The organism is Actinomadura napierensis, assembly GCF_039529375.1.
In the GTDB taxonomy this organism is placed as follows: Bacteria; Actinomycetota; Actinomycetes; order Streptosporangiales; family Streptosporangiaceae; genus Spirillospora; species Spirillospora napierensis.
Window position 1 is genome coordinate 1 of sequence record NZ_BAAAMR010000120.1, and the last position, 26,926, is coordinate 26,926.

Below are 26,926 nucleotides of genomic sequence, written 5' to 3' on the forward strand. Positions count from 1 at the left end.
GGCCTGCTGTCGGCCGTGGCGGGCGACGGCGGCGCGCTGCTGCTGGCCGCCGACGTCCAGCCGCACCGCGCCGGGCTCGTCAGCCGCACGGTGGACGACCGCACCGGCGTCATCGCGGCGGACGGGACCGTCCCGGCGTGGCGGCCCGGCGTGTTCGACCGCGTCATGGTCGACGCGCCCTGCACCGGCCTGGGCGCGCTGCGGCGCCGTCCTGAGGCCCGCTGGCGCCGCGGCCCCGAAGCGGTGGCCGAACTCGGCCCGCTCCAGCGCCGGCTACTGGCGTCCGCGCTGGAATCGGTCCGCCCCGGCGGCGTCGTCGCCTACGTCACCTGCTCACCGCACCTGGCGGAGACGCGGGTGGTGGTGGACGACGTGCTGCGCCGCCGTGACGACGTCGAACGGCTCGACGCCCCCGCCGCCCTCACCTCGGTGGCGCCGGACCTCACCGGCCTGGGAGACGGCCCGTACGCGCAGTTCTGGCCGCACCGGCACGGTACCGACGCCATGTTCCTCGCCCTCCTCCGCCGTGTTCCCGGTACTTCCCCGTAGGGAGTGATACGCCGGTGCTCACCGGCTTCATGCTCGCCATGACGTACCTCGGCAGCGCCGGGTTCTACATCCCGGCGCTGGCGGTCCTCTACTGGTGCGTTAACCCGCGGCTCATGGCGCGCGCGACGGTGCTGCTGGCGTTCGGATCGACGCTCAACACCGTGCTGAAGCTGGTGTGGCACGAGCCCCGCCCCTTCTGGACGGATCCCACCGTCAAGGGGCGGCAGCCGCTCGCCTCGTTCGGCATGCCGTCCGGCCACGCGCAGAACGCCGTCGTCACCTGGGGCTTCTTCGCGTCCCGCACGAGACGCGCCGTCGTCTGGGCGGCCGCGACGATCGTCATCGTCCTGATCGGGGCGTCGCGCGTCTACCTGGGCGTTCACTCGCTGAACCAGGTCCTGGTCGGCTGGGCCATCGGTATCGGCGTCCTGCTGCTGGTGCTGTGGCTCGAGCCGCGGGTCGTCCCGTGGTGGAGCGCCCGCCCGCTGCTCCTGCAGCTGGCCATGGCCCTGGCGATCTCGCTGGCCTTCCTCGCGGGGGCGTGGCTCGCCGTCCGCTCCCTGCACGGATGGCAGTGGCCGGACGCCTGGGCGAAGGCCATCACCGCCGCCGGCGGGCACACCCGGCCCGTCACCGTCAACGAGGCGGCCGCCGCCACCGGCGGCCTGTTCGGGATCCTGGCGGGCGTGTCGGTCTGCGCCGCCCGCGGCTGGTTCGACCCGGGCGGCTCCGCCGGGCACCGCCTCGCCCGCGTCTTCGTCGGCGGCGCCGGCGCGGCGGTCCTGGCCGCCCTGGAGCTGCTGCCGGGCCCGCGCCCGCCGGAGGCGTTCGCCGTCCAGGCGCTGCTCGGCCTGTGGGCGACCGCCGGGGCGCCGGAGGCCTTCGTCCGGCTCCGCCTGGCGCGCCGCACCACACCTCCGCTCACCCGCCCGGGTGATGAACCGGCCGAAGTGCGGCAATAGACTCGGGGAATCATGGCTCCACAGATCGCACCCAGCATCCTCTCCGCGGACTTCGCCCGTCTCGCCGAGGACGTCGCGCTCATCTCCGGCACCGCCGACTGGGTGCACGTCGACGTGATGGACAACCACTTCGTGCCCAACCTGACCCTGGGCCTGCCGGTCGTCGAGGCGCTGCTCAAGCACAGCGCGCTGCCCCTCGACTGCCACCTCATGATCGAGGACCCGGACCGCTGGGCGCCCCAGTACGCCGAGGCCGGCGCGGGCAGCGTCACCATCCACGCCGAGGCGGCCAAGGCCCCGATCCGCACGCTGCGCGCCATCCGCTCCGCCGGCGCCCGCGCCGGGCTCGGCGTGAACCCCGCGACCCCGGTCGAGGGCTTCGAGGACCTGCTCGGCGAGATCGACATGCTGCTGCTGATGACCGTGGAGCCCGGCTTCGGCGGCCAGCGGTTCCTGGACGTGGTGCTGCCCAAGGTCCGCCGCGCCCGCGAGATGATCAAGGGCCGGGACCTGCCCGTCTGGGTCCAGGTCGACGGCGGCGTCAGCGCCGAGACGATCGAGCGCTGCGCGGACGCCGGCGCGGACGTCTTCGTCGCCGGCAGCGCCGTCTACGGCGCCGACGACCCGTCCGAGGCCGTCCGGAGGCTGAAGGCCCAGGCGGAGAAGGCGACCGCCGCCGCGGCATGGTGAGCGCATGGTGACGCTGCCCTGCGCGGCGGTCCTGTTCGACGTCGACGGCACCCTCGTCGACTCGACGCCGCTCGTCGAGCGCGCCGCCCGCGTGTGGGCCGCCGAGTACGGCATCGACGCCGACGAGTTCCTGTCCGACGCCCACGGCCGCCGCACGAGCGACCGCGTCGCCGATTTCCTGGCCGCCGACCGCGTGCGCGAGGCGACCGCGCGCCTGGACGCGCTGGAAGCGTCCCGCACCGACGGCATCACCGCGCTCCCCGGCGTCCTGGCCTTGCTGGCCGCGCTGGACGACCTGCCGTGGGCGCTGGTCACCTCCATGGACAAGGAGCAGCTCCGCGTCCGCACCGGAGTCGCCGGCGTGCCGCTGCCGCCCGTCGCCATCACCGCCGAGGACGTCCCGCGCGGCAAGCCCGACCCGTCCGGCTACCTGCTGGCGGCCGAGCGGCTGGGCGTCGACCCGTCCGCCTGCCTGGTCGTCGAGGACGCCCCGGCCGGCGTCGCCGCGGGCCGCGCGGCCGGCGCCACCGTCGTCGCCGTCACCACCAGCCATCCCGCCGGGTCCCTGACCGCCGCCGACCACATCGTCCCGGACCTGACCCACGTGCTCCCGGCCCCCGGCGGCCTGCGCCTCACCCTCTGACCGCTCGCTGAGCGCGGACGGCGCCGGCGCGGTCGTGCCGTAGGTTTGGGGCGTGCCGAAGCTGTGGGACGAGACGATCGAGGCGCACCGGAACGCGGTGCGCGAGGCGACCCTGAGGACCACCGCGGCACTGGTGGCCGAGCACGGCCTGGCGTCGGTGACGATGTCGCGGATCGCCAAGGAGACCGGCATCGGCCGCGCGACGCTCTACAAGTACTTCCCCGACGTCGAGTCGATCCTGGTCGCCTGGCACGACCAGCAGGTCGGCGGGCATCTCCAGCGGCTCGCCGCCGCGCGCGACCGGGCCGGGACGCCCGCCGAGAAGCTCGCCGAGGTGCTGCGGACGTACGCGGTGACGACGCACGAGCGGCCGCACGACACCGAGTTCGCGGCGCTCGTCCACCGCGGCGGCCACATGGCCGGCGCGGAACAACGGTTGCGCGAACTCGTCGGGGATCTGCTGGCGGACGCGGCCCGCGACGGCGCCGTTCGCGGCGACGTCCCGCCGGAGGAGCTGGCGGCCTTCTGCCTGCACGCGCTCGGCGCGGCCGGCGGCCTGCCGTCGCGGGACGCGGTGGAGCGCCTCGTCACCGTGACCCTGGACGCGGTGCGCGCTTCGGGGTGAGCCCTGCGCCGGGCCGCGCCGCCGGGCCCAGGTCGGGAATGGCGGTCACCACGGGCCGCGGCGGCACGGAGTCGGGGGAGCGGGCCCTGCTGCGGGGCCTACCCGGTGCCGGAGATCGTTGAACGTTGAACCGGGCAAGGATAACCCTAACGAGCGCTTGGTAGGCCGTGCGGATCCCGTGGCGATCCTCACATGGGCGGGGGAATGGTTCGCGTGGCACACTGGTTGGCAAGCATGAACGCGTGCTCCGGGGTCGGTGTAATTCCGAACCGGCGGTGACAGTCCGCGACCCGGCCGAAGCCATCGGCCGGTTGACCTGGTGGAACTCCAGGACCGACGGTGAAAGTCCGGATGGGAGGCAGCGCGCAGCACACCCCTGTGACAGCAGGGGTGCCCGCAACGTCGACGCACGTACACACCCCCGGAGCCGGGTTCCGTAGCAAACGGAACTTAGGAGGCCCGGGAGATGTTCACCGGCATCGTCGAGGAGCTCGGCGAGATCGTTGCGGTCGAGGCCGAGGGCGACTCGGCCGTCTTCACGATCCGCGGCCCGCTCGTCACCGAGGACGCCGTCCACGGCGCGTCCATCGCGGTCAACGGCGTCTGCCTCACGGTGGTGGACGTCAAGGACGGCGCCTTCACCGCCGACGCGATGAAGGAGACCCTCGACCGGTCCAGCCTCGGCTCCCTGGAACCCGGCTCCAAGGTCAACCTGGAGCGGCCCGTCCGGCTCTCGGACCGGCTCGGCGGCCACCTTGTTCAGGGCCACGTCGACGGCGTGGGAACGATCCTCTCCCGCGAGCCGGGCGAGCGCTGGGACGTCGTGACGGTCTCGCTGCCCGCGCATCTGGGCCGCTACCTGGTCGACAAGGGCTCGATCACGGTCGACGGGATCAGCCTCACGGTGGTCGAGGCCGGCGCCGACCGGTTCAGCGTCGCGCTCATCCCGACCACGCTGTCCCTCACCACGCTCGGCCACAAGGAGCCCGGCGACCCCGTCAACCTCGAGGTCGACGTCGTCGCCAAGTACGTCGAGCGGATGCTCGGCGACCGCGTCCCGGCGGGCGGCGCGGCATGAACTGGCTCGGTGCGGGCTTCGACCTCTCCGGCGAGCACATCCTGTGGACCGACCTCGCCGGCAACGTCCTGTCGCTAGCCGTGGTGTGGCTCGCCATGCGCAAGACCCTCTGGACATGGCCGGTGCAGATGGTCGGCGCGCTGCTGCTGCTCGCCGCGTCCGTGCACGCCGACGTCCCCGGCAACGCCCTCAAGCAGGTGCTGTTCGGCGTCCTCGCCGTCTACGGCTGGGCGATGTGGGCGCGCGGACGGCGCGGCGGCGACCCCCTGGTGGTGCGGAGCGCGACCGCGAAGGAGCGCGCCGTGCTGGTCGCCGCGCTGGTCGTCGGCACCGCCGCGGTCGCCGAGCTGTTCCTCCACGTCGACTGGCTGAAGGCCGCCTGGTCGCCGTGGGCGAACGCCTACATCTTCGTCGGCAGCGCCGTCGCGACGTTCGCGCAGAGCCGCGCGCTCGTCGACTTCTGGATCGTGTGGGTGCTGGTCGACCTGGTGGGCGTGCCGGTGGCCCTGCACTCCGGGCTGTACGTCTCCGGCGCGGTCTACGTGATCTTCTTCGTGATGGTGATGGTCGGGTTCAGGAACTGGCTGCGGGAAGCGAAGGCAGTGCCGGCCCCCGGGAACAAGGCGGTGACCGCATGAGCGGCAACGACGGACTGAACGGAAGCGGGATCTTCGACTCGATCGAGGAGGCGGTCGCCGACATCGCGGCGGGACGCCCCGTCGTGGTCGTCGACGACGAGGACCGCGAGAACGAGGGCGACATCATCTTCGCCGCGTCGAAGGCGACGCCGGAGCTGCTCACCTTCACGATCCGCTACACCAGCGGCGTGATCTGCGTCCCGATGGAGGGCGCCGACCTCGACCGGCTGCAGATCCCGCTGATGACCGCGCAGAACACCGAGCGGATGCGCACCGCCTACACCGTCAGCGTGGACGCCCGTCTCGGCGTCACCACCGGCATCTCCGCCGCCGACCGGGCCCGCACGATCCGGACGCTGGCCGACTCCGCGTCCGAGCCGCGCGACCTCGTCCGCCCCGGCCACATCTTCCCGCTGCGCTACCACGAGGGCGGCGTGCTGCGCCGGCGCGGCCACACCGAGGCCGCCGTCGACCTCGCCCGGATGGCCGGGCTCACCCCGGCGGGCGTCCTCGCGGAGGTCGTCAACGAGGACGGCACCATGGCGCGGCTCCCCGAGCTGCAGGTGTTCGCCAAGGAGCACGGCCTCAAGCTGATCTCCATCGAGCAGCTCGCCGAGCACCGCCGCCGCACCGAGCCGATGGTCACCCGGGTCGTCGAGACCCGGCTGCCGAACCGGTACGGGATGTGGCGCGCCGTCGGGTTCTCCAGCGAGATCGACGGCGGCGAGCACGTCGCGCTCGTCCTCGGCGACATCGGCGACGGCGAGGACGTCCTCGTCCGCGCGCACTCCGAATGCCTCACCGGCGACGTCCTGCACTCCGAGCGCTGCGACTGCGGCACCCAGCTCGACGCCGCCATGGAGCGCATCGCCGAGGAGGGCCGCGGCGTCGTGGTGTACCTGCGCGGCCACGAGGGCCGCGGCATCGGCCTGCTGGCCAAGCTGCGCGCCTACGCCCTCCAGGACAACGGCTCCGACACCGTCGACGCCAACCTGGAGCTCGGCCTGCCGGCCGACGCCCGCGAGTACTCCAACGCCGCGCATATGCTGCGTGACCTGGGCGTCCGCTCCATCCGGGTGCTCACCAACAACCCGGACAAGCTCAAGGGCCTGGACGGGTTCGGGCTCGACGTGCGGGGCCGCGAGACGATGCCCGTCGTCGTCACCGAGCACAACCGGCGCTACCTGACGGTCAAGCGGGACCGTCTCGGACACCAGATCGAGGGACTCTCATGAGCGGCGCGGGACGGCCCGAGGACACCGTCGTCGACGCGGCCGGGCTGACGCTCGGCATCGTCTGCACCCGCTGGCATGGGCAGATCACCGACCAGCTGCTGGAACGCGCCGTCGCCGCCGCCAAGTCCTGCGGCATCGACGCGCCCGTCGTCGTGCGGGTCGCCGGCGCGCTGGAGCTGCCCGTCATCGCCCAGCAGATGGCCCGCGACCTGGACGCCGTCGTCTGCCTCGGCGCGGTCATCCGCGGCGCGACGGCGCATTTCGACTATGTCTGCGACTCCGTGACGACCGGTGTGACACGCGTTGCACTGGACGAGTCGACTCCTGTGGGCAACGGGGTCCTCACATGTGACACCATTGAGCAGGCACTGGAACGCAGCGGGCTGCCGGGCAGCTCGGAGGACAAGGGATGGGAGGCGACTGTGGCCGCACTCGACACGGCACTGACCCTGCGAGGTCTGCGGCATCACGGTCACGCCGGGCACGGCCTGGAGCATTCGGGCTCCTGAGGTCACCCGGTCACCCGTACGCCACCCATCCGAAAGGCAAATCCGTGCTGTCACTCGTCCTGCCCAAGGGGTCGCTGGAGAAGGCGACCATGCAGCTGTTCGACGCCGCCGACCTCACCGTCCGGCGCGCCTCGGACCGCGACTACCGCGCCTCCATCGACGACCCGCGCATCGACCGCGTCCGCGTGCTGCGCCCGCAGGAGATCCCGACCTACCTCGAACAGGGCCTGTTCGACCTCGGCATCACCGGCCGCGACTGGATCACCGAGACCGACTCCGACGTCGTCAGCCTCGGCGAGCTCCAGTACTCCAAGGCGACCTCCAACCCCGTCCGCGTGATCATGGCGGTGCCGGAGGACGCGCCCTGGCAGAGCGTGTCCGACCTGCCGGAGGGCGTCCGGATCTCCACCGAGTTCCCGGCGATGACCAAGCGGTTCCTCGACAAGCACGGCGTCAAGGCGAAGGTCGTCCCGTCCTACGGGGCCACCGAGGCGAAGGTCCCCGACATCGTGGACGTGATCGTCGACCTCACCGAGACCGGCTCGTCGCTCCGCAAGAACGGCCTGCGCATCCTCGACACCCTCCTGACCAGCTACACCGAGCTGGTCGCCAACCGCGAGGCCTACGAGGACGCCGAGAAGCGCGCCGCGATGGAGGACGTCTCGCTGCTGCTGCAGGGCGCCATCCGCGCGCGCGGCAACGTGCTGCTGAAGCTGAACGTCGCCCAGGCCGACCTGCGGAACGTCCTGGACATCATGCCGTCGATGTCGTCGCCCACGGTCACCTCGCTGGCCGGCGGCGACTCCAGCGCGGTCGAGTCCGTCGTCGCCAAGCGCGGCGTGAACACGCTGATCCCGGCCCTCAAGGCGGCCGGCGCCCACGACATCCTCGAAATCCCGATCTCGAAGATCGTTGACTGAGGAACGGGCCCTTCCGGCCGTGTGGCGCCCCCGCACCACGCGCGCCGTCGCCTACATCACGGCGGGCGTGGTCGTCGTCGGCCTGGTCGCGCTCGCCGTGGTGGTGGCACCGCAGTTCAAGATGTTCGACCGGGTGCTGATCGTCGTGTTCGGCCTGGTCGTCGCGTGGGTCCTGCACATGCTGGCCCGCTGCCGCGTCGCCGCCGACGACTCGGGCCTCACGGTCGTCAACGCCTTCCGCACCCGCCGTCTCGCCTGGCCGGAGGTCCTCGGCGTCTCGATGACCGAGGGCGACCCGTGGCCCACCCTCGACCTCGCCGACGGCACGTCCATCGGCGCGATGGGCATCAACGGCGCCGAGAAGGCCCTCGCCGCCCGCCAGCTCACCGAGCTGAAGGCCCTCCTGCGCACCCGCAGCGAAACCCCCGACCCCGCCTGACACCCTCTGTTCTAGTCTGTTGGCAGGACCAGGCGCGCGGCCGTGTGCCAGAGTATGGGCATGAGCGCGCAGAGTATCGAGTCATGTGCGGAAAGTGGTCACATGGAGCCTGAGGCGCTGCCAGACTGGGTGATCCCCCCGCCGGGCGGCTTCACCGCCGACGACTTCCTGCGCATGCGCGGTCTGCCCCGGCATACGGAGCTGATCGACGGGAGCCTGGTCTTCATGAGCCCGCAGCGCAGGTGGCACTCACGGGTGATCAACCTTTTCTGGGTCCAACTCGACCGGCAGGCCCCGGAGGGGCTTCGCGCTGAGAGAGAGATGGCGGTGAGGCTCGCCAAGCGTCAGGTCCCGGAACCCGACGTCATGGTGGTGACCGCGGAGGCGTACGACGAGGGACCGGCCACCTATCACCTTCCCGAAGGCTTGGTGCTCGCCGTCGAGGTCGTCTCACCGGACTCGGAAGAGCGGGACCGCGGGACCAAGCCCGCCAAGTACGCCGCAGCCGGGATCAAGCATTTCTGGCGGGTCGAGGAGGATGAAGGCCGGGCCGTCGTGTACGTCTACGAACTCGATCCCGGCACCGCCTCGTACGTGCCCACGGGCATCCACCACGATCGCCTCAAGCTGACCGTGCCCTTCGACATCGACATCGACCTCAATGCCGTGGGCTCGCGCCCATGAACCGCCGCCTGTCCGGCCGTGGCTCCTCTTGGGAACTTCGCGTGACGGGTTCGCCTGAAACCTTGGGTTGCGAGTGTTGACGGGTGAGTGCAGAGAGTCTCGAAGAAGACGCGGAAAGGATTCTGGCGAGTGTCGAGTCCCTGCCGGACTGGGTGCGCCCGCCGGCGGGCGGGTTCACCGCGGATCACTTCCTGCGCATGCGCGGTCTGCCGCGCCAGACCGAGCTGATCGACGGTGCCCTCGTCTTCGCCGCGCCGCAGACGCTGTGGCATTCCTGTGTGAAGCACTTGATCGGCGGGGATCTGCGGCGCCAGGCCCCGGAAGGGTTGCTCCCGGTCAGCGGTATGACCGTGAAGCTCGATGATCGCCAGGCGCCGGCGCCGGACGTGGTCCTCGTGACGCTGGAGGCGTGCCGTCGAGGGGGACCGGACCGGTACTTCTTCTACCGGGAGGACGTCCGGCTCGTGGTGGAGGTGGTCCTGCCGGATTCGGAGATCCGCGATCGCGACGTCAAGCCCCGAAGGTACGCGGCTGCGGGCATCGAGCACTTCTGGCGGGTCGAGGATGTCGATGACCAGACGGTCGTCTTCGTCCACGAACTCGATCGCACTGCCCGTTCTTACGGCCCGCCCAGTGTCCATCGCGGGCGGCTCAAGGTCAGCGTGCCGTTCGAGATCGAGATCGAGATCGATCTGGAAGCCATCGATGCGCGCTGGTGAGTGCGCGGGTCAGTCGGTGGGGGTGTTGGTGGGGGCGGGTGGGACTCGGTAGGTGTCGGTGGTGCCGAAGGCCCAGTCGAGCATGCGGGCGGCGTCGGTGAAGCGGGCGCGCTCGTCGGTGGTGGAGCTGTTGAGGACGATGCCGGTGAAGGCGTGGCCGCCGCGGCGGGCGGCGAACAGCAGGGAGTAGCCGGCGGCGTCGGTGGTGCCGGTCTTGATGCCGGCCGCGCCCTTGTAGGAGCCGAGGAGCCGGTTGGTGTTCGTCCAGGTGTAGGCGTGGTGGGCCTTGGTCCTGGTGAGCTTGTAGGTCCTGCGGGCGACGGTGCCGCGGAAGACCGCGTCGTCCATCGCGTAGCCGGCGAGGCGGACCTGGTCGCGGGCGGTGGAGCGGGTGGACGTGGCGGTCGGCCAGGGCAGGCCGTCGAAGTTGGCGTAGGTGGTGTGGGCGAGGCCGAGTTCGCGGGCGGCGTCGTTCATCTTGGCGATGAACCTCTTCTTGCCCGGGCCGTAGGTGTCGGCGAGGGCGTAGGCGGCGTCGCAGCCGGACGGCAGCAAGAGCGCGTTGAGGAGCTGCCGCACGGTGAGCTTGTCGCCCGCGTGCAGGGCGGCGGTGCTGCCGTCGTGCTTCCTGGCGTACGTCAGGTACTTGCGCTTGATGGTGACCTTGCGGCCGAGCCCGCCCTCGTGCAGGACGACGACCGCGGTCATCACCTTGGTGATGCTGGCGATGGGGCGCTCGGTGTCGGCGGCGCGTGACCACGCGGTGGTGCCGGCCGTCACGTCGTACAGGAGCGCCGACCTGGCGCCGACACCGGTCGGTCCGGCGGCGGGACGGGCCGCCGCGCGGGCCGGGGCCGGGGCCGCCATGAGCGACGGGACGGCGGCGAGCGGCAGGACGGCGGCGATCGCGCGGTGGCGGGCGGCGAGTCTCATGATCACATTCGGACACTGCCACCCGGACGACCCGTGTTCAAGCACCCCGCGGGCCCGTCACCAGGGACGACGTCCTGCATGGTGCATCGTACAGATCTACCTGTATGGTTGACCGTACAGATCGGGGGGGCGATGGGAATCGACACGTGGATCGGGCGGCTGCCCAAGGTGGAGCTGCATGTGCACCTGGAGGGTTCGCTGCGGCCGGCGACGCTGCTGTCCCTGGCGCGGCGCCACGGTGTCGACCTGGGGGCCGAGTCGGCCGAGGAGTTGGAGGGGCTGTACCGGTTCGAGGACTTCGGCGATTTCGCGCGGTTGTTCCTCGCCGGGCTGGACGTGCTGCGCGGTGCCGCGGACTTCGCGGACGCGACCGTCGCGCTGGCCGCCGAGCTGGCGGCGCAGAACGTCCGGTACGCCGAGGTGACGACCACGCCGGTGCAGCACCACCGCCGCGGCGTCGCGCTGGAGGAGTACGCGGCCGGGCTGGACGAGGGGCGGCGGCGCGCCCGCGACGAGCACGGGGTGGAGATCGGCTGGATCTGCGACATCTCCCGCGAGTCGGAGGCGCCGGATTCGCACTTCACCGTGGACTTCCTGCTGGGCCGGACGGCGCCCGGCGGGGTGGTCGGCCTCGGCCTGGGCGGGGTGGAGGAGGGATTCCCGCCGGAGCCGTTCGCGTCCTCGTTCGCCAAGGCCAGGGCGGCCGGGCTGGCCTCCCTGCCGCACGCGGGGGAGACCGTCGGCCCGGAGAGCATCTGGGGCGCGCTGCGGTCACTGAAGGCCGACCGGATCGGGCACGGCATCCGCTGCCTGGACGACCCCGCGCTGGTGGCGCACCTGGCCGAACGGCGGATCCCGCTGGAGGTGGCGCCCACGTCCAACGTCGCGCTCAAGCTGGCAAAGGACCCGCGGAGCCACGTGCTCGGCGAGCTGGCGCGGGCCGGGCTGGCCGTCACCCTCAACACCGACGACCCGGCCTACTTCCAGACCACGCTGAACGACGAGCTGCGGATCGCGCACGACCTGCACGGCTTCACCCGCCGCGCGCTGCTGGACGTCCAGGCCACCGCGCTGGACGCCTCGTACGCCCCCGCCGCGACCAAGACCGCCGTCCGCCGGGAACTCGGGAACGTCCGCCCGTAACGAGGAGGAACCTGCCATGGCACGTCCGCCCGGAGCGGACCGCCCGCTGTACGTGCGCATCGCGATGTCGCTCAAGAGCCGGATCCTGGCCGGCCACTACACGCCGGGCCAGCGCCTGCCCGCAGAGGACGACCTCGCGGCGGCGATGGGGGCGAGCCGCAGCACCGTCCGCCAGGCCCTGACCGAGCTCCGCGACACCGGCTACGTCACCAGCCGCCGCGGCTCGGGAAGCTACGTCGCCGACCCGCTGCCGATCGAACCGCTGTCACCGCGTTCCGGCCCCGTCTACACGGGGTTCCTCGACGACCTGGACAACGAGGCCCACCACGTCCGCGAACGCGACCGCACCCAGGACGCCCTGCCCGCCGACGAGGCGCTGGCCGCGCGGTTGAAGGTCCCGGTGGGCGCGCCCGTGGTCCGCTTTCGCGCCACCCGGCTCCGCCATGGCGTCCCGTACGGTGTCGCGACCGACGTCGTCCCGCAGTCCGTCGCCGAGCGCATCACCCCGGACGTCCTCGACGCGAGTCCGACCATCGTCGACGCGCTGGCGCTCGCCGGGAGCCGGGTCGCCGAGAGCCTGCAACGCCTCGAACCCGCGGTCCTGGACGCGGCGGACGCCGAGCGCTGCGGCGCGTCCCCCGGCGACCCGGCGCTCGCCATCACCGGCACCGCCTACGGCGCCGGGTACGAACCGGTCGACGCCTACACGCTGACGGTCGTCACCGGCTACGGCATAGGCCTCCACCTGACCCGCGCCGGCACCACCGAGGGGAGTGCCTAAAGGGCGGTCGCGAGGGTGACGGCGCCGGCGGTGATGAGGGCGGCGGCCCACACCCGGTCCAGGTTGAACCAGGCGCGGCGCAGGACCGCCAGGCCCACGACCTCGTAGACCGCGACGGCGATGATCCCGGCGACGGCCAGCATCGCCAGCGTGTGCACGCCGGTCACGAAGATCGCGGCGGACACGGCGTTCCCGGACGCCGACGCCAGCCCGTGGTGGTGGCCGGAGGGCACCGTCCCGGACGAGGTGAGCACCGGCAGCAGCATCAGCCCCGCGCCGTGCGCCGACGACATCAGGAACGACCAGGCGGCGAGCTGCCACAGCGAGATCCGCATGCCGACCCAGCGGAAGTGCCGCTGCGACAGCAGCCGCCACAGCCCGAACCCGACCAGCAGGATCCCGCCGCCGATCGCGACCGCCTGCGTCGCCACGACCGACCGGGTCAGCGCGACGAGGATCGCGACGGCCCCGACGGACGCGGCGTGGCCCGCGGCGATCGCCGGGAGCGACTGCAGGACCAGCGCCCTGCTGCGCTCCTGGAGGCCGCGGGCCACGGCGAACAGCCAGCCCATCGCCGGGTTGAGGCCGTGGAACGCGCCCATTGCGACGAGCGCGGCGAGCGAACCGTCCTTCACCGCTACGGGTAGCAGTAGGAGTCGGACGACGCGTCCCCGCCCTGCAGCCGCGTCTGGTGCGGGCGCCGGCCGCGGAAGGCGTCGCCGTGCGGGAAGAACCGCTCGTCGAGGGCGAAGCCGTCCGCGGTGGAGTCGAGCTTGGCCATCCAGGCGCCGACGCCGTCGGGGTAGAACTGGTCGTCCCAGGAGCCGTAGAGGGAGTTGGTGACGTAGACGCGCTTCCCGTCGCGGCTGACCTCGACCATCTGCGGCCCGCCGGCGAGGGGCAGGTCCGGCGCGGCCGGGTGCGGGGTCCGGCCGACGATGCCGCCGATGCGCACCGACCCCGCCTCGACGGGATGGAACGGGTCGCTGACGTCGTAGCGCTTCAGCTCGCCGGTGCCCCAGCACGACACGTAGAGCCACTGGTCGTCCACCGACAGGTCGATGTCGGTGACCAGCGGCGGGACGGCCCCGAACGGCGCGATGACGTCCGGCAGCGCATCCCCGTCGGCCGGTTCCGCGGGGATGGTGATGACCTTCGTCGCGGTCCACCGGTCGCCGTCGCGGTGCCACAGCCACACCGACGCCGACAGGTCCTCGACGCTGACGACGACGCCGGCGAAGCCGTACTGCTTGGTCGGGTCGTGCGCGGGCCGCAGCTCCAGCACCATCTGGTGCTCGTCGCCGAGGTCGACCTCCTGGACGTGGCGGCGTTTGCGCAGGTCCCAGAAGTGCAGCGAGTGCCCGTACTTGCGGCCGAGCAGCAGCTCGCCGACCACGCCGTCCTCGATCATGGACGGGGTGCCCCACTCGGAGGTGATGAGCACGTCGTGCGCGATGTGCCACCAGGCGTCGTAGGCGAAGTACTGCGGGCCGCGGTCGACCTCCCAGCGGCCGAGGATGTCGAACGAGGTGTGGTCGAGCAGCGCGATCCCGCCCGGCCCGTCCTCTCCGTTGGCTCCGCCGAGCGCGGTCAGGTACAGCCCCTCGGGCCCGCAGTGGACGGTGTGCGGGCGCGAGTACCCGGCGCGTTTGGCCAGCTCGTCGGGCTCCAGCACCTTGACGATCTCGGGCGCGGTCGGCTTGTCCTTGGTGTCGATGACGTAGACGCGCGAGGACCGCAGCCCCGGCACGATCAGGTACCGCCGCTCCACGTGCGGGTGCGGCGCGTACGGGCACAGGGCGCTGCTGCACGCGTTCCATCCGAAATGGTGCAGCTCGTCGCCGAGGTACGGCAGCTCCGTCCAGCCGACGACGCCGCCGTAGGCCGCCGAGTCCGGGTCCACGTCGAGGACGGCGATCGCGTCCGGCTTCTCGGCGGCGCGGTCGAACGCGGCGACGTAGGCGAGCTTCTCCGGCGGCGCGGACACCGCGTCCCGCGGCGAGGCGTAGAAGGTCGGGTCGGGCTTCCACAGTGCCATGGCGGGTCCCTTCAGGAGACGGTGACCGGGTGGCGGACGACGGCGCCGAACAGGTAGCCGAGGGTGTTGTAGGGGGCGGTGGACGGCTGGGACGCGCCGGTCTCGTCGGTGGCGCGGGCGAGCAGCTCGTGGCGGCCGGGGCCGTCGGGCCGCCACGGGAACTCCCAGCGGACCCAGCCGCGCGGATTGGCGTGGTGGTCCTGCACGCGGGCGGGCCGCCAGGTGGCCCCGCCGTTCGCGCTGACCTCGACCCTGCGCACCCGCCCGTTGCCGGACCAGGACCGTCCGTGCAGGACCTGGCGGCCGGCCGGCAGCGACGCCTCCCACGGCAGCTCGAACGCCGACTTGACGTTCATGCGGGTGAGCGGGGCGCTGCCCTCCGGCGGGTGGCCGGGGCCGAAGAGCCGGTAGTAGCGGGTGTTCCAGGGGGAGAAGAGCGGCTCGTCCGCCACCTGGATGTCGCCGAGCCACTTGATGTTCGCGACGCCCACCCAGGACGGGACGACGAGCCGGACGGGGAAGCCGTGGTCGGGCGGCAGCGGCGCGCCGTTCATCTCGTAGGCGAGCAGGACGTCCTTGAGCGCCTTCTCGACCGGCAGGGGCCGCCTGACGCGGCCGAGGTCCTCGCCCTTGTCCACGAAGTCAGCGTCCAGTCCGCGCGGGAGAATGTCCACAGCCCGGGGGGTGATACCCGCGCGTTCGAGGACCGCCGACAGCCGCACGCCCCGCCAGCGCGCGACGCCCACGCCGCCGAGCCGCCACGGAGTGCCCGACACCTCCTGGCCCTGCTGGGAGGCGTAGAAGCCGCGCCCGTTGCCGGTGCACTCGATGAACGAGGTGATGGTCTCGGCGCGCATGCCGAGGAGGTCCTCGTAGGAGAACTCGACCGGGCGCGACTCCGGCGGAGAGCCGTGCAGCCCCGTCCCCCAGAGCCTGAGGCGCCAGGTGCGGGGGTCGATGCGCGGGGTGGCGACGTGGTTGCGGACGAAGAACCGGTCGACGGGCGTGAGGTCGCCCTGCCCGCGCATGGCCTCCCAGCGCATCTCCGCGTTCGTCCCCTGCGGGATGAACAACTCGGGCGGCAGCGGCTTGACGATCCCCGTGGCGGGGGCGGCGGCGGGCGCGGCGAGGGCCTGCGGGGCGGCGGCCGTGCCGAGGGCGGCGCCGAGTCCCGCGCCCGCGGACAGGCGCAGCATGCCGCGCCGCGACAGCGGCGGGAAGGACGGCGCCTGGGCGGCGCGCACGCGCTCGTAGGTCGTCTCGTCGGTCAGGTCGTCACTGGGATCGGGCGGGCAGCCGTGGGCCGTGTCACCGGGTCGCATGGGATCGATGCTGCTGACCGGCTCCTCGAAAGTCAACTTTCCCTACTGAATTACCATGGAAGCATCGCCGAAAACCCGGGATGCGGACGTCTGGGCGCCGGCTGCGCGGCTGGGTAGCCTGGCAGGCATGGCGGAGAAGGCAGCCGGCGGGGTCGCCTCGCCCGCGGATCTCGCGGGCCTGCTGGACCGGCACGCCTACCTCTGCGACGAGGGGCTGGCGACCGCGTGCTTCCTCGCGCTGCGGATGGGCCGCCCGCTGTTCCTGGAGGGCGAGGCCGGGGTCGGCAAGACCGAACTGGCCAAGACGCTCGCGCGCGCGCTCGACGCGCCGCTGATCCGGCTGCAGTGCTACGAGGGGCTGGACGCCTCCCAGGCGCTCTACGACTGGGACTTCCCCCGCCAGCTCCTGCACCTGCGCGCCGCCGAGGCCGCGGGCGTGCAGGACGTGTCCCGCCTGGAGGGCGAGCTGTACGACCGGCGGTTCCTGCTGGCCAGGCCGCTGCTGCGGGCGCTGGAGACCACGCCGAGCGTGCTGCTGGTCGACGAGCTGGACCGCGCGGACGACGAGTTCGAGGCGTTCCTGCTCGAGGTGCTCAGCGACTTCACCATCACGGTCCCCGAACTCGGCACGATCCGGGCCGAGCGCCCGCCGGTCGTCGTCGTCACGTCCAACCGGACCCGCGAGGTGCACGACGCGCTGAAGCGGCGCTGCCTGTACCACTGGCTGGAGCACCCGTCGTTCGACCGGGAGGTCGCGATCATCCGGCGGCGGCTGCCCGGCGCGGCCGAGCGGCTGGCCGGCCAGGTCGCCGGCGCGGCGCAGCGGCTGCGCGACCGGGACCTGCTCAAGCCGCCCGGCGTCGCCGAGACCCTGGACTGGACCGAGGCGCTGGTCGCGCTCGGCGTCCGCGAGCTGGACCCCGGCACCGCCGCCGTGACGCTCGGCGCCGTGCTCAAGTACCGCGAGGACCAGCAGCGCGTGCTCGCCGGCGGTCTCGACGCCCTGCTCAACGGGGGCTGAGCGGGTGGTGCGGGACGTCACCGAGACGATGGTCGGGTTCGCCAGGACGCTGCGCGCCGCCGGCGGCGCCGCCGACCCCGAGCGGGTCCAGGCGATGCTCGCCGCGCTCGACCACCTCGACGTCCTCGACCCGTCCGGCGTGTACTGGGCGGGACGGCTGACGCTGTGCGCCGATCCCGACGACCTCGCCCGCTACGACCGCTGCTTCGCCGCGTACTTCTCCGGCGCGACGGCGAGCCCGTCCCGCCGCCCGCCGCCCGTGGTGGTGCGCCGCGTGACGGTCGCGGAGCCGGACGGCGGCGCCGGCGGCGAAGAGGAGGAAGACGGCGACCTGAAGGCGGCGACGGCCAGCGCCGTCGAGGTGCTGCGCGACCGGGACGTCGCGCGGCTCAGCGCCGCCGAGCGCGCCGAGGTCGCCCGGCTGATCGCGCTGCTGGACGCGGGCGCCGAACGCCGCAGGTCGCGCCGGTTCGCGCCCGCGCCGTCGGGCCGCCTCGACCCGGCCCGGACCGTCCGGGAGACGCTGCGCCGCGGCGGCGAGACGTCCCTGCTGCGGCACCGGGCGCACCGCACCCGGCCGCGCCGCGCCGTGCTGATCGTGGACGTCAGCGGGTCGATGAGCCCGTACGCGGACGCGCTGCTGCGGTTCGCGCACGCCGCCGCCCGCTCCGGCGGCCGCGGCGTCGAGGTGTTCAGCGCCGGGACGCGGCTGACCCGGCTCACCCGCGAGCTGCGGCACCGGGACGCCGACGCGGCGATGGCGGCGGCGTCCGCGGCGATCCCGGACTGGAGCGGCGGCACCCGGCTCGGCGAGGAGCTGAAGGAGTTCCTCGACCGGTTCGGGCAGCGCGGCCTGGCGCGCGGCGCCGTCGTGGTGATCGCCTCCGACGGCTGGGAGCGCGGCGACGCGGCGCTGCTCGGCGAGCAGACGGCCCGGCTGCGGCGGCTCGCGCACCGGGTGATCTGGGCGAACCCGCACAAGGCGCGTCCCGGCTACGAGCCGCTGACCGCCGGGATGGCCGCGGCGCTCCCGCACATCGACGACTTCACCTCCGGCCACAGCCTCGCGGCCCTGGAGGAGCTGGCGCGGCTGATCGCCGACGGCGGAAGGGGACGGGCGCATGCGCGACGTGCTGGATGAGATCGCCGGCTGGTACGCGGCGGGGGAGACGTTCGGGCTGGCGACGGTGGTGAACACCTTCCGCAGCGCGCCGCGCCCGGCGGGCGCGGCGATGGCGGTGTCGGCGGACGGCGAGGTCGCCGGCAGCGTGTCCGGCGGCTGCGTCGAGGGCGCCGTCTACGAGCTGGCGCAGTCGGTGATGGAGAGCGGGGAGCCGGTCGTCCAGCGGTACGGGGTCAGCGACGACGACGCGTTCGCGGTCGGGCTGACCTGTGGCGGGATCCTGGACGTCCTGGTCGAGCCGGTGGGCCCCGCGACGTTCCCGCAGTTCCCGGAGGTCGCGGCGGCGATCGGGGCGCGCGAGCCGGTGGCCGTCGCGACGGTCGTCGCGGGCCCCGGCCGGATCGGCGCGCGCCGCGTCGTGTGGCGGGACCGGGCGGCGGGCTCGCTGGCGCCCGGCGAGCCGCACGAGGCGCGGCTGAACGCGGCGGTCGACGACGACGCGCGCGGCATGCTCGCGCAGGGTCTCACCGGCCAGCGGCACTACGGCCGCGAGGGGGAGCGGCGACTGGACGACCTGGCGGTGTTCGTGCACTCGTTCGCGCCGCCGCCCCGGCTGCTGGTGTTCGGCGCGATCGACTTCGCGGCGGCGGTGGCGCGGATCGGCAAGTTCCTCGGCTACCACGTGACGGTGTGCGACGCGCGCCCGGTGTTCGCGACGCCGAAGCGGTTCCCCGACGCCGACGAGGTCGTGGTGAAGTGGCCGCACAAGTACCTGGAGGAGGCCGGCGGCGCCATCGACGAGCGCACCGCGATCGCCGTCCTCACCCACGACCCGAAGTTCGACGTGCCGCTGCTGGAGGTGGCGCTGCGGACGCGCGCCGGGTACGTCGGCGCGATGGGGTCGCGCCGCACCCACGACGACCGGCTCGCGCGGCTGCGCGAGGCGGGCCTCACCGAGCCCGAGCTGTCCCGGCTGCGCTCGCCGATCGGCCTGGACCTCGGCGCGCGGACGCCGGAGGAGACCGCGGTGTCGATCGCGGCGGAGCTCGTGCAGCTGCGCTGGGGCGGTTCGGGACGGCCGCTCACCGACACCGGCGGCAGGATCCACGCCGGCCCGTGACCGGCGGGCTACCCTCACTGGATGACGGCGTATGAGTTGAGCCGGCACGGCGCCCGGTCGCCGGCCGGCCTGCTGCTCGCGGCGGGGGAGGGCAGCCGGCTCGGCCGCCCGAAGGCGCTGGTGGAGCTGGACGGCGAGCGGCTCGTCGACCGGGGCGTGCGGACGCTGCGCGACGGCGGCTGCGCCCCGGTGCTCGTGGTGGCGGGCGCCGCGCAGGTCGAGGTGATCGGCGCGGTGGTGGTGCCGAACCCGGACTGGCGTGACGGGATGGGCTCGTCGCTGCGCGCCGGTCTCGGCGCGCTGCCGCCCGCCTGCCCCGCCGTGGTCGTCGCGCTCGTCGACCAGCCGAAGGTCACCGCCGCCGCGGTCGCGCGGCTGATCGCCGCGCACGACGCGGGCGCCGAGGTCGCGGTCGCCACCTACGGCGGCGCGCCGCGCAACCCCGTCCTGCTGCGGGTCGCGCACTTCGCCGCGGCCGCCGAGGCGGCGGTCGGCGACAGGGGCGCCCGCGGCTTCCTGCGCGCCCACCCGGACCTGGTGACGCACGTCCCCTGCGACGACGTGGCCTCCCCGGCCGACATCGACACCCCGGCCGACCTCGCCGCCTTCACCGACAGGGGCTAGCGCCGACGGGGTCGGCTAGGACGCGGGGAGGACGCTTTCGTCGAGGGCGCCGCAGTCGACGGCGCGGCGGAGGCGGTCGGTGAGGGCGCGGATCGTGGCGGGCTCGTCCAGGACGCCGCCGGTCGCGGCCTGCTCCTGCCAGGCGCGGACGCGGCCGATCACCTCGTCGGCGCCGGTCAGGTGGAAGGCGTACACGGCGGCGTAGCGGCTCGGCAGGTGCGCGGGGTGCAGGTCCCAGCCCTGGTAGAAGCCGTGCCGCAGCGAGTGGGCGACCTGCGCGGCGTGCGCCTGCCAGGTGGCGTTGACCTCGTCGGGGCCGTCGTTGCGCGGGACCACGTTGGACGAGCCGTCCGACAGCCGCACGCCGGTGCCGGCGAACGCGACCTGCATGACGTGCCGGGCGAAGTCGCAGGCGGGGTGGTCGAGGCGCTGCTCCTCCGGCGGCAGGCCGAGCGCGGCAGTGTAGTCGAAGACGCCGAAGTGCGCGGCGGTGAGCCGGCCGCCGGCGGCGGCCGCGATGGCGGGCAGCGCGACCCGGCCGTCCGGGTCGAAGATCGCCTCGGTGGTCTCCACCTGCAGCTCGAACCGCAGGATGCCGGACGGCAGGCCGAGCGCGGTCTCCAGCCGGTCCAGGTACTCGGTGAACAGCGCGACGTGGTCGGCCGCGACGACCTTGGGGAAGGTGATGGTGAACCCGCCGGGCAGCCGGCCGAGCCGGTCGCGCAGCGAGGTGAGGAACCCGTCCAGGGTGCGCATCGCCCGGTCGTGGCCGCCGTCGGCGAACGACTTGATCCGCACGCCCCAGTAGTGCGGCAGCCCCTTGACCTGGTAGGCGGCGGCGACGGCCTCGACGACCTGGGCGATGTGCGCGTCCTCCTCGTCGTCGGGGCGCACCCCGTAGCCGTCCTCGAAGTCGATCCGCACGTCCTCGATCGGCTCGCGGGCGAGCTTGGCGGCGACCCGCTCGCGCACCGTGCCGGCCAGCTCGGGGTCGAGGCCGAACGCGGCGCCGAACGACCCGGCGCCGGGGGTGTGGGTGTTCAGCAGGCGCAGCGCCTCCGCGCCGAAGTCGGCGGGCGTCGAGCGGGAGAACCGGTCGGCCGGCACGTAGACGGTGTGCACCGGCTGGCGGCCGTCGGCGCCGCCGGGGAAGCGCTCGCGGTGCTCGTCGCGGACGGCGGCGATGCGCGCGGACAGGTCGTCGAACGAGGAGACGCTGAGGTTCACCCCGCCATGATCCCCCAAGATCCGGGCGATTGTCAGGAGACGTCCCTCCCGGCGTCGGAGACCGGGTCCGGTTCCTCCGGATTGGGGCTAGTATAACTAGCCGGGCGGCAAGTAAGTGGTTCCGTGTCGCGGGACCTCAGGGGAAGGTGACCATGACCGAACACGGGACGGCCGAGCGCCCGGCGCTCAGCACCCGGCAGATCTACATCGCCATCTTCGGGCTGATGCTCGGGATGTTCCTGGCGATGCTCGACAACCTGATCGTCGGCACCGCGCTGCCCACGATCGTCGGCGACCTCGGCGGGCTGGAGCACCTGTCGTGGGTGGTGACCGCGTACACGCTGGCCACCGCCGCCGCCACCCCCATCTGGGGCAAGCTCGGCGACCTGTTCGGCCGCAAGGGCATGTTCATGACCTCGATCGTGGTGTTCCTGGTCGGGTCCATGCTGTCCGGGCTCTCGCAGAACATGGGCGAGCTGATCGGGTTCCGCGCGCTGCAGGGCCTCGGCGCCGGCGGCCTGATGGTCGGCGCGATGTCCATCATCGGCGACCTCGTCCCGCCCCGCGAGCGGGGCCGGTTCCAGGGGCTGATCGGCGCGATGATGCCGGTCGCGTTCGTCGGCGGCCCGCTGCTCGGCGGCTTCCTCACCGACCACCTCAGCTGGCGCTGGGCGTTCTACGTGAACGTGCCGATCGGCGCGGTCGCGCTGCTGGTCGTCGCGTTCGGGATGCGGCTGCACACCACCCGCATCAAGGCCCGCATCGACTACCTCGGCGCGGTCCTGCTCACCGTCGGGATCGTCTGCGTCACGCTGGTGGCCAGCTGGGGCGGCTCGCAGTACCCGTGGGGCTCCGCGCGGATCATCGCGCTGGCGGTCGTCGGCGTCGTCGCGCTCGCGGTCTTCGTGTTCGCCGAGAACCGGGTGCCCGAGCCGATCCTGCCGCCGCGGCTGTTCCGCAGCCGCAACTTCACCGCCGCGCAGATCCTCAGCTTCACGGTCGGCGCCGCGATGTTCGGCGCGGTGAACTACCTGCCGCTCTACATGCAGACGGTCCAGGGCGCCAGCCCGACCAGCAGCGGGCTGCTGCTGCTCCCGCTGATGTTCGGGATGCTCGCCATGATGCTCCTCAGCGGCCAGCTCATCACCCGCACCGGCCGGTACCGGCACTACCCGATCATCGGCGGCGCGGTGCTGACCGGCGGGATGCTGCTCCTGCTGATGCTGAAGGTGGACACCGGCACGGCCACCAGCTCGCTGCTGACCCTCGGCGTCGGCCTCGGCATGGGCCTGATCATGCAGAACACGATGCTGGTCACGCAGAACAGCGTCGAGCTGCGCGACATGGGCTCGGCCAGCGGGTCCGTCACGCTGTTCCGCACCATCGGCGGCTCGCTGGGCGTGGCGCTGCTCGGCTCGGTCTACAACACCCGGTTCGAGGACGAGCTGGTGCGCAGGCTCGACCCGTCCACCGCGCACAAGCTCGCCTCCGGCGGCCAGCACGTCACCCCGGAGATGCTGAAGACGCTCCCCGCCAACGTCCGCAACGCGTTCGAGGCCGGCGTCACCAGCGGCGTGCACGGCATCGCCATCGGCGGGACGGTGCTCGCGGCGATCGCGTTCGTCGTCGCGTGGTTCATCAAGGAGGTCCCGCTGCGGGGCAGCGCCCCGTCCGCCAAGCCCCCCGCCGACACCGTCGCCGCCGGGGACCCGGTGACCACCGCCCCGCCCGCGTCGTGACCACGCGTTCATTTGCGGCGAGTCGTCGTTATGGCGGCGCGCATAACGACGACTCGCCGCAACTCAACGGAGTTCCTGGATGCCCCAGGAGCCGGTGAAGCGCTCGCCCGGCTTGAGGTCGACGAGGCCCTCGCCCGACGCGAACGCGTTGGGCGGGCAGGTCATCGGCTCGACGCCGAGGCCCGCGCGGGCGTCCGGGGCGTTGTCGGCGGTGTAGATCTCCATCCAGGGGTGCGCGTCGTCGGCCCACAGCCGGACGGTCCGTCCGTTGCCGCCGAGCGTCACCCAGGCCCGCCCGTCCTCGTCGCGGTGCACCCCGGCGAACGCGTTGTCGATCCGCCGGGCGCCGAGCGCCCGCCCGTCCCGCAGGTCGTGGTCGGTGCCGGCGACGTCGGTGTCCCCGCCGACCGGAATCATCCGGTCGTTCACCGGGATGTAGCGGTCGGCGCGCAGCGTCACGGTGCACTCGTCGATCGGCACGCCGACCGTGAGGTAGGGGTGGGCGCCGTGCCCGTACGGCGCCGTCCGGGTGCCGGCGTTCACGGCCGTCATCCGGACGCGCAGGCCGTCGGCCGCGTCCAGGGTGTACTCGGCCTCCAGGTCCAGGCGGAACGGGTAGCCGGGGGTGCCGAGCAGCCGGTGCGTCAGCCGGACCCGGTCCGCGGTGTGCTCGGCGACCCGCCACGCCGCCCACCGGACGAGCCCGTGGATCGCGCAGTCCAGGTCCGGCTCGGACACGTCCAGCTGGTAGGCGGTGCCGCCGTAGGTGTAGCGGCCGCGGTCGACGCGGTTCGGCCACGGGATCAGCAGGTGCCCGAACGCGGCGGGGGCGGGCTCGTCGGCGCCGTGCGACAGCACCAGCGGCCGCCCCTCGCGCGTCAGCTCGCGCAGGCTCGCGCCCGACTCGGTGATGACGGCCCGGTAGGGCCCGGCGGCGAGGGCGTACTGCTCTCCGGTGATCGACTCGGTCATGTCCCGGACGGTACCCCGGCCCGGGCCCGCTACGCGATCTCCGCCAGGGCGTGCAGGGCGGCGCCGAACGCGTTCGACGGCGGTTCGACGATCCCGGCGCCGACCTGGCCGGTCCCGGCCTCGCGACCGGCGATCCCGGTGTCGATGACGGGCAGGATCCCGGTCCGCACGACCCGCGTCACGTCGATCCCGGCCGGGGTGCCGCGGAACGACAGCAGCGGGATCTGCAGCACCGGGTGCTCGGCGAGCGTGATCTCGTACATCCGCTGCGTGGCGGCGACCGCGTCCGGGACCTCGCCGCCGACGAACCGGACGATCGCCGGCGCGGCGGCCAGCGCGAACCCGCCGACCCCGGCCGTCTCGGTGATCGCCGAGTCGCCGATGTCGGGGTTGGCGTCCGCCGGGCCGTACCCGCCGAGGTACAGGCCGTCCGGCACCCCGGCCGGTCCGGTGAACCAGCGGTCGCCCGTCCCCGCCACCTGGATGCCGAAGTCGGTGCCGTTGCGGGACATCGCCACGACCATGCTTGACCCCGGGACGTTCCGCGCGGCGTCCGCGCACGCCTTCGCCGCCGCCATCCCGGCGTTCAGGAAGAAGTGGTCGTTGCCGGCGGCGAACCGCAGCGCCTCGGCGGCCCGGTCGCGCGGCACCTCCTCGGCGGCGGCCAGGTCCGGGGCCAGCTCGCGCAGCAGCAGCGACGTCGCCGCCCGGTTCCGGTTGTGCAGCTCGTCGCCCATCTGCAGCGCCTGCGCGACGATGGCCATCAGGTCCAGCGGGCCGTGCCGCCGCACCGCCGCCCGGAGCGCCGGGCCGAGCACCTCGCCCATCCAGACGAGCCGCTCGATCACCTCCGGCCCGTACGCCCCGTACCGCAGCACCTTGCCGAGCCCCTCGTTCAGCGAGCAGCACGCGGTGCCGCCGTGCTCGGCGTCCTCCACGACCAGCATCCACATCGACGGGGAGACCACGCCCGCCATCGGCCCGACCGCGCCGTGGTGGTGGCACGGCTCCAGGACGGCCGCGCCGCGCTCCAGCTCCCGCTCGGCGCCGCGCGGCGTCTCCGCGAGGCCCTCCAGCATCATCGCGCCGATCAGCGCGCCGCGCATCGGCCCGGACGCCCGGTCCCACTCCAGCGGCGGGCCCGCGTGCAGGAACGTCCCCTTCTCCAGCCCGAGGACCTCGCGGGCCGGGCGGACGTCCACCAGATGCGGCCGCGCGGTCGTCATCCGCCGCACCGCCTCGGCGTTCGCCTCCGCGTGCCGCGGGTCGCCGAGCACCGCCGCCAGCGCCGCCTCGGTGCCGGCCGGCGGGGGCCGCCAGTCGACCCTCTCGACCGGCACGGCCTGGTCCGCCAGCGCGTCCGCGAGCACCTCCACGCCCGCCGCGACGACCCGCGGCTCCCGCGTGAGCAGCCCGCCGAGCGGTGACCGCACGTCCGTCATCGGGTGCTTCCTCCCGTGCCGCCGCCCTCCGGGCGCGGTCCCTGCACCAGCGTTATCGCATGTCTCGCCGCCTGCGCGTTCGAGGCGAACACCTCGGCGCCCGCGTCCCGCAGCGCCTCCGCCTGCCGGTCGCGGTCCTGCGGATCGGCGCGCGTCCCGCACAGCGACACCACCGCCGCCAGGTCGGAACGGTCCGCCAGGGCGGCGGCGACGGCCGGCGCCAGCGCCGCGGCCGGGTCGGGCTCGGCGCCGTGGCCGAGCACCACGTCCAGCAGCAGCACGCCGCACGCCGCGTCGCCCGCCGCGTCGGCGAGGGCCTCCAGCCGAAGCGTCGAATCGATCATCGGATGGGCGCGGCCCCGCGTGTAGGCGTCGTCACCGAAGTCAGTGAACCGGTGGCCGCGCGCCTCCAGGTCCCAGCCCAGCGCCTCCCGCGCGATCACCTCGGCCTCGTCGCGCAGCGTCCCGCCCGCGAACAGCCCGCGCAGCGAACGCCCGGCCGGGACCCGCGCGGGCCGCGGCGCGGTCCAGCGCGGCCACTGCGGGACGGGCAGCCCGAGCACCTTCAGCGCCTTCTCCACCGCCTGGGTCAGGTCGTCCTCGCCGGGCGTCGGCAGCGCGAAAACCACCGGGGTGTCCAGCCGCCGCGCCGCCTCCCGGATCAGGTCCGCGACCTGCGGCGCCGGCGGCTTGGACACCAGCACGATCAGCTCGGTGCCCGGGTCGGCGTCCAGCGCGGCCAGCGCCGCCAGCGCCGACCGGCCGCTGACCTCCGGCGACAGGTCGCGCCCGCCGACCCCGAGGACGTGGCCGACCCCGGTGCCCGCCGCGTCCAGCAGGCACATGACCTGCTGCGCGCCCGTCCCGGACGCCGCGACCACGCCGACCGGCCCCGGCCGCACCGCGTTGGCGAACCCGAGCCCGGCGCCGCAGACCACCGCCGTCCCGCAGTCCGGGCCCATCACGATCAGCCCGCGCCGCGCCGCCGCCTCCTTCAGCGCGATCTCCTGCGCCACCGGGACGTTGTCACTGAAGATCATCACGTTGAGGCCGGCGTCCAGCGCGTCCATGGCCTCGGGGAACACGTGCGGCCCCGGCACCGACACCAGCGCGACCGACGCCTCGCCGCGCGCCGCGGCGGACGCCGTCGTCCGCGGAGCGGGCGGAGCACCGAGGAGTCCATCGGGGCCGCCGTCCGGTGCGCGCGCGGCCTCCCGCAGCAGCCCCTCCAGCGCCTCCCGCGCCCCGTCGAGCCCGCCGTCCTCCGCCCGGATCGCGACGACCAGGTCCGCCGGGCCCGCGTCCGCCGGCACCGCGAACCCCATCCGGCCGAGCATCTCCAGGTTGAGCCCGGTGCCCATCGCCGTCATCGCCGCCGACACGTCCGCCCGCTCCGACAGCAGCCGGCTCACCCGCATCAGGGTGACCGAATCGCGGTAACCCCCCCGCCGCACCTCGACCCAGTCCGCGCTCATGCCGGCCCGCTCACGCCCTGTTTCCCCGCCGCCCTCCGGGGCGCGGCCCCGCTCACGCCGTGTTCTCCGCGGGACGGCGGCGGGCGGGGGAGGTGAGGGCGAGCGCGGCGCGGCAGCCGGCGAGGACGCCCCACGCCAGGTCGGTGCCGGAGGTGTGGCCGATCGCCAGCAGCCGGCGGACGGCCGCGGACGGCGGCTCGTGGCCGGCGACGCAGCGCAGCACCGCGGCGATCTCGCCGCCCGCGCCGCCCGCCCCCGCCCAGTGCAGCACCCTC

28 protein-coding genes, 1 pseudogene and 1 riboswitch are annotated in these 26,926 nt (G+C 73.7%); of the genes and pseudogenes, 20 read left to right on the top strand and 9 right to left on the bottom strand.

All coding sequences use genetic code 11. From position 1 onward, the window contains the following. The 13 genes and pseudogenes from ABD296_RS41195 to ABD296_RS41255 form a co-directional block, all read left to right on the top strand. Window positions 1-549, top strand: a pseudogene (locus ABD296_RS41195) (rRNA cytosine-C5-methyltransferase); the annotation flags it as partial. Between the two features lie 14 nt (window positions 550-563). Then, window positions 564-1,511, top strand: coding sequence for a phosphatase PAP2 family protein (locus ABD296_RS41200; protein WP_344280960.1), 948 nt, complete (start codon window positions 564-566; stop codon window positions 1,509-1,511). A gap of 12 nt (window positions 1,512-1,523) precedes the next feature. After that, window positions 1,524-2,201 carry a ribulose-phosphate 3-epimerase gene (gene rpe, locus ABD296_RS41205; RefSeq protein ID WP_344280963.1) on the top strand — a complete coding sequence of 226 codons (678 nt, stop codon included), beginning with the start codon at window positions 1,524-1,526 and terminating at the stop codon, window positions 2,199-2,201. Between the two features lie 4 nt (window positions 2,202-2,205). Then, the gene (locus tag ABD296_RS41210) at window positions 2,206-2,844 is read left to right on the top strand and encodes an HAD-IA family hydrolase (RefSeq protein WP_344280965.1); all 639 of its coding nucleotides are present in this window, start codon (window positions 2,206-2,208) and stop codon (window positions 2,842-2,844) included. Window positions 2,845-2,896: 52 nt separating this feature from the next. Next, window positions 2,897-3,469, top strand: a complete 573-nt coding sequence (locus ABD296_RS41215) for a TetR/AcrR family transcriptional regulator (protein WP_344280968.1) — start codon at window positions 2,897-2,899, stop codon at window positions 3,467-3,469. 238 nt (window positions 3,470-3,707) lie between these two features. Beyond that, a riboswitch (FMN riboswitch) is annotated at window positions 3,708-3,838 on the top strand. Window positions 3,839-3,935: 97 nt separating this feature from the next. Then, a complete protein-coding gene (locus ABD296_RS41220) occupies window positions 3,936-4,547 on the top strand; it encodes a riboflavin synthase (RefSeq protein WP_344280971.1) in 612 nt (203 codons plus the stop codon). Next, on the top strand, window positions 4,544-5,185 hold the full coding sequence (pnuC, locus tag ABD296_RS41225) for a nicotinamide riboside transporter PnuC (protein ID WP_344280974.1): 642 nt from the start codon (window positions 4,544-4,546) through the stop codon (window positions 5,183-5,185). Before ABD296_RS41220 ends, pnuC begins: the two co-directional genes overlap by 4 nt. After that, complete coding sequence (locus tag ABD296_RS41230) at window positions 5,182-6,420, top strand: bifunctional 3,4-dihydroxy-2-butanone-4-phosphate synthase/GTP cyclohydrolase II (protein WP_344280977.1); 1,239 nt, start codon at window positions 5,182-5,184, stop codon at window positions 6,418-6,420. The genes pnuC and ABD296_RS41230 overlap by 4 nt, the downstream gene beginning before the upstream one ends. After that, entirely contained in the window at window positions 6,417-6,929 is a 513-nt protein-coding gene (ribH, locus tag ABD296_RS41235; RefSeq protein ID WP_344280980.1) for a 6,7-dimethyl-8-ribityllumazine synthase, read from the top strand. The genes ABD296_RS41230 and ribH overlap by 4 nt, the downstream gene beginning before the upstream one ends. 44 nt (window positions 6,930-6,973) lie before the next feature. Beyond that, on the top strand, window positions 6,974-7,849 hold the full coding sequence (gene hisG / locus ABD296_RS41240) for an ATP phosphoribosyltransferase (protein ID WP_344280983.1): 876 nt from the start codon (window positions 6,974-6,976) through the stop codon (window positions 7,847-7,849). Next, window positions 7,842-8,288, top strand: a complete 447-nt coding sequence (locus ABD296_RS41245; RefSeq protein WP_344280986.1) for a PH domain-containing protein — start codon at window positions 7,842-7,844, stop codon at window positions 8,286-8,288. Before hisG ends, ABD296_RS41245 begins: the two co-directional genes overlap by 8 nt. A gap of 60 nt (window positions 8,289-8,348) precedes the next feature. Continuing rightward, window positions 8,349-8,972 (top strand): Uma2 family endonuclease, encoded by a 624-nt coding sequence (locus tag ABD296_RS41250; protein ID WP_344280989.1) that lies wholly within the window; start codon window positions 8,349-8,351, stop codon window positions 8,970-8,972. 83 nt (window positions 8,973-9,055) lie between these two features. After that, window positions 9,056-9,691: a Uma2 family endonuclease gene (locus ABD296_RS41255; RefSeq protein WP_344280992.1), complete on the top strand. Its 636-nt coding sequence runs from the start codon at window positions 9,056-9,058 to the stop codon at window positions 9,689-9,691. 9 nt (window positions 9,692-9,700) lie between these two features. On the opposite strand, the gene ABD296_RS41260 is transcribed toward ABD296_RS41255, so the two are convergent. Then, on the bottom strand, window positions 9,701-10,624 hold the full coding sequence (locus ABD296_RS41260) for a D-alanyl-D-alanine carboxypeptidase family protein (protein ID WP_344280994.1): 924 nt from the start codon (window positions 10,622-10,624) through the stop codon (window positions 9,701-9,703). A gap of 132 nt (window positions 10,625-10,756) precedes the next feature. Here ABD296_RS41260 and add point away from each other — a divergent pair, with 132 nt between their 5' ends. After that, window positions 10,757-11,767 carry an adenosine deaminase gene (gene add, locus ABD296_RS41265; RefSeq protein ID WP_344280996.1) on the top strand — a complete coding sequence of 337 codons (1,011 nt, stop codon included), beginning with the start codon at window positions 10,757-10,759 and terminating at the stop codon, window positions 11,765-11,767. A 16-nt stretch (window positions 11,768-11,783) separates the two neighbouring features. Further along, window positions 11,784-12,548: a GntR family transcriptional regulator gene (locus tag ABD296_RS41270; RefSeq protein WP_344281000.1), complete on the top strand. Its 765-nt coding sequence runs from the start codon at window positions 11,784-11,786 to the stop codon at window positions 12,546-12,548. Here ABD296_RS41270 and ABD296_RS41275 read toward each other — a convergent pair. The 3 genes from ABD296_RS41275 to ABD296_RS41285 are packed head-to-tail and all read right to left on the bottom strand — an operon-like array spanning window position 12,545 to window position 15,908. Then, the gene (locus ABD296_RS41275; RefSeq protein WP_344281003.1) at window positions 12,545-13,183 is read right to left on the bottom strand and encodes a hypothetical protein; all 639 of its coding nucleotides are present in this window, start codon (window positions 13,181-13,183) and stop codon (window positions 12,545-12,547) included. The two genes, ABD296_RS41270 and ABD296_RS41275, sit on opposite strands and share 4 nt — an antisense overlap. Before the next feature lie 2 nt (window positions 13,184-13,185). Beyond that, window positions 13,186-14,586 (bottom strand): selenium-binding family protein, encoded by a 1,401-nt coding sequence (locus ABD296_RS41280; RefSeq protein ID WP_344281006.1) that lies wholly within the window; start codon window positions 14,584-14,586, stop codon window positions 13,186-13,188. An 11-nt stretch (window positions 14,587-14,597) separates the two neighbouring features. Further along, on the bottom strand, window positions 14,598-15,908 hold the full coding sequence (locus tag ABD296_RS41285) for a sulfite oxidase (RefSeq protein WP_344281009.1): 1,311 nt from the start codon (window positions 15,906-15,908) through the stop codon (window positions 14,598-14,600). 127 nt (window positions 15,909-16,035) lie between these two features. On the opposite strand from ABD296_RS41285, the gene ABD296_RS41290 reads away from it, so the two are divergent. The 4 genes from ABD296_RS41290 to ABD296_RS41305 are packed head-to-tail and all read left to right on the top strand — an operon-like array spanning window position 16,036 to window position 19,796. Continuing rightward, window positions 16,036-16,929, top strand: coding sequence for an AAA family ATPase (locus ABD296_RS41290; RefSeq protein WP_344281012.1), 894 nt, complete (start codon window positions 16,036-16,038; stop codon window positions 16,927-16,929). Between the two features lie 7 nt (window positions 16,930-16,936). Further along, the gene (locus ABD296_RS41295; RefSeq protein ID WP_344281015.1) at window positions 16,937-18,070 is read left to right on the top strand and encodes a vWA domain-containing protein; all 1,134 of its coding nucleotides are present in this window, start codon (window positions 16,937-16,939) and stop codon (window positions 18,068-18,070) included. Next, entirely contained in the window at window positions 18,051-19,172 is a 1,122-nt protein-coding gene (locus tag ABD296_RS41300) for an XdhC family protein (RefSeq protein WP_344281018.1), read from the top strand. Before ABD296_RS41295 ends, ABD296_RS41300 begins: the two co-directional genes overlap by 20 nt. A 21-nt stretch (window positions 19,173-19,193) precedes the next feature. Continuing rightward, on the top strand, window positions 19,194-19,796 hold the full coding sequence (locus tag ABD296_RS41305) for a nucleotidyltransferase family protein (protein WP_344281020.1): 603 nt from the start codon (window positions 19,194-19,196) through the stop codon (window positions 19,794-19,796). A gap of 15 nt (window positions 19,797-19,811) precedes the next feature. Here ABD296_RS41305 and ABD296_RS41310 read toward each other — a convergent pair whose 3' ends face one another. Further along, window positions 19,812-21,023, bottom strand: coding sequence for a DUF6986 family protein (locus ABD296_RS41310; RefSeq protein ID WP_344281022.1), 1,212 nt, complete (start codon window positions 21,021-21,023; stop codon window positions 19,812-19,814). A 152-nt stretch (window positions 21,024-21,175) separates the two neighbouring features. Here ABD296_RS41310 and ABD296_RS41315 point away from each other — a divergent pair, with 152 nt between their 5' ends. After that, entirely contained in the window at window positions 21,176-22,762 is a 1,587-nt protein-coding gene (locus ABD296_RS41315; RefSeq protein WP_344281024.1) for an MDR family MFS transporter, read from the top strand. Window positions 22,763-22,825: 63 nt separating this feature from the next. On the opposite strand, the gene ABD296_RS41320 is transcribed toward ABD296_RS41315, so the two are convergent. From ABD296_RS41320 to ABD296_RS41335, 4 genes are all read right to left on the bottom strand, one after another. Further along, the gene (locus ABD296_RS41320) at window positions 22,826-23,734 is read right to left on the bottom strand and encodes an aldose 1-epimerase family protein (RefSeq protein WP_344281027.1); all 909 of its coding nucleotides are present in this window, start codon (window positions 23,732-23,734) and stop codon (window positions 22,826-22,828) included. Between the two features lie 29 nt (window positions 23,735-23,763). Further along, window positions 23,764-25,176, bottom strand: a complete 1,413-nt coding sequence (locus ABD296_RS41325) for a YlbE family protein (RefSeq protein WP_344281030.1) — start codon at window positions 25,174-25,176, stop codon at window positions 23,764-23,766. Continuing rightward, window positions 25,173-26,651 carry an FdrA family protein gene (locus ABD296_RS41330; RefSeq protein WP_344281033.1) on the bottom strand — a complete coding sequence of 493 codons (1,479 nt, stop codon included), beginning with the start codon at window positions 26,649-26,651 and terminating at the stop codon, window positions 25,173-25,175. Before ABD296_RS41330 ends, ABD296_RS41325 begins: the two co-directional genes overlap by 4 nt. 52 nt (window positions 26,652-26,703) lie before the next feature. Next, the coding region (locus tag ABD296_RS41335; protein ID WP_344281036.1) for an oxamate carbamoyltransferase subunit AllH family protein at window positions 26,704-26,926 on the bottom strand (223 nt) is incomplete at its 5' end.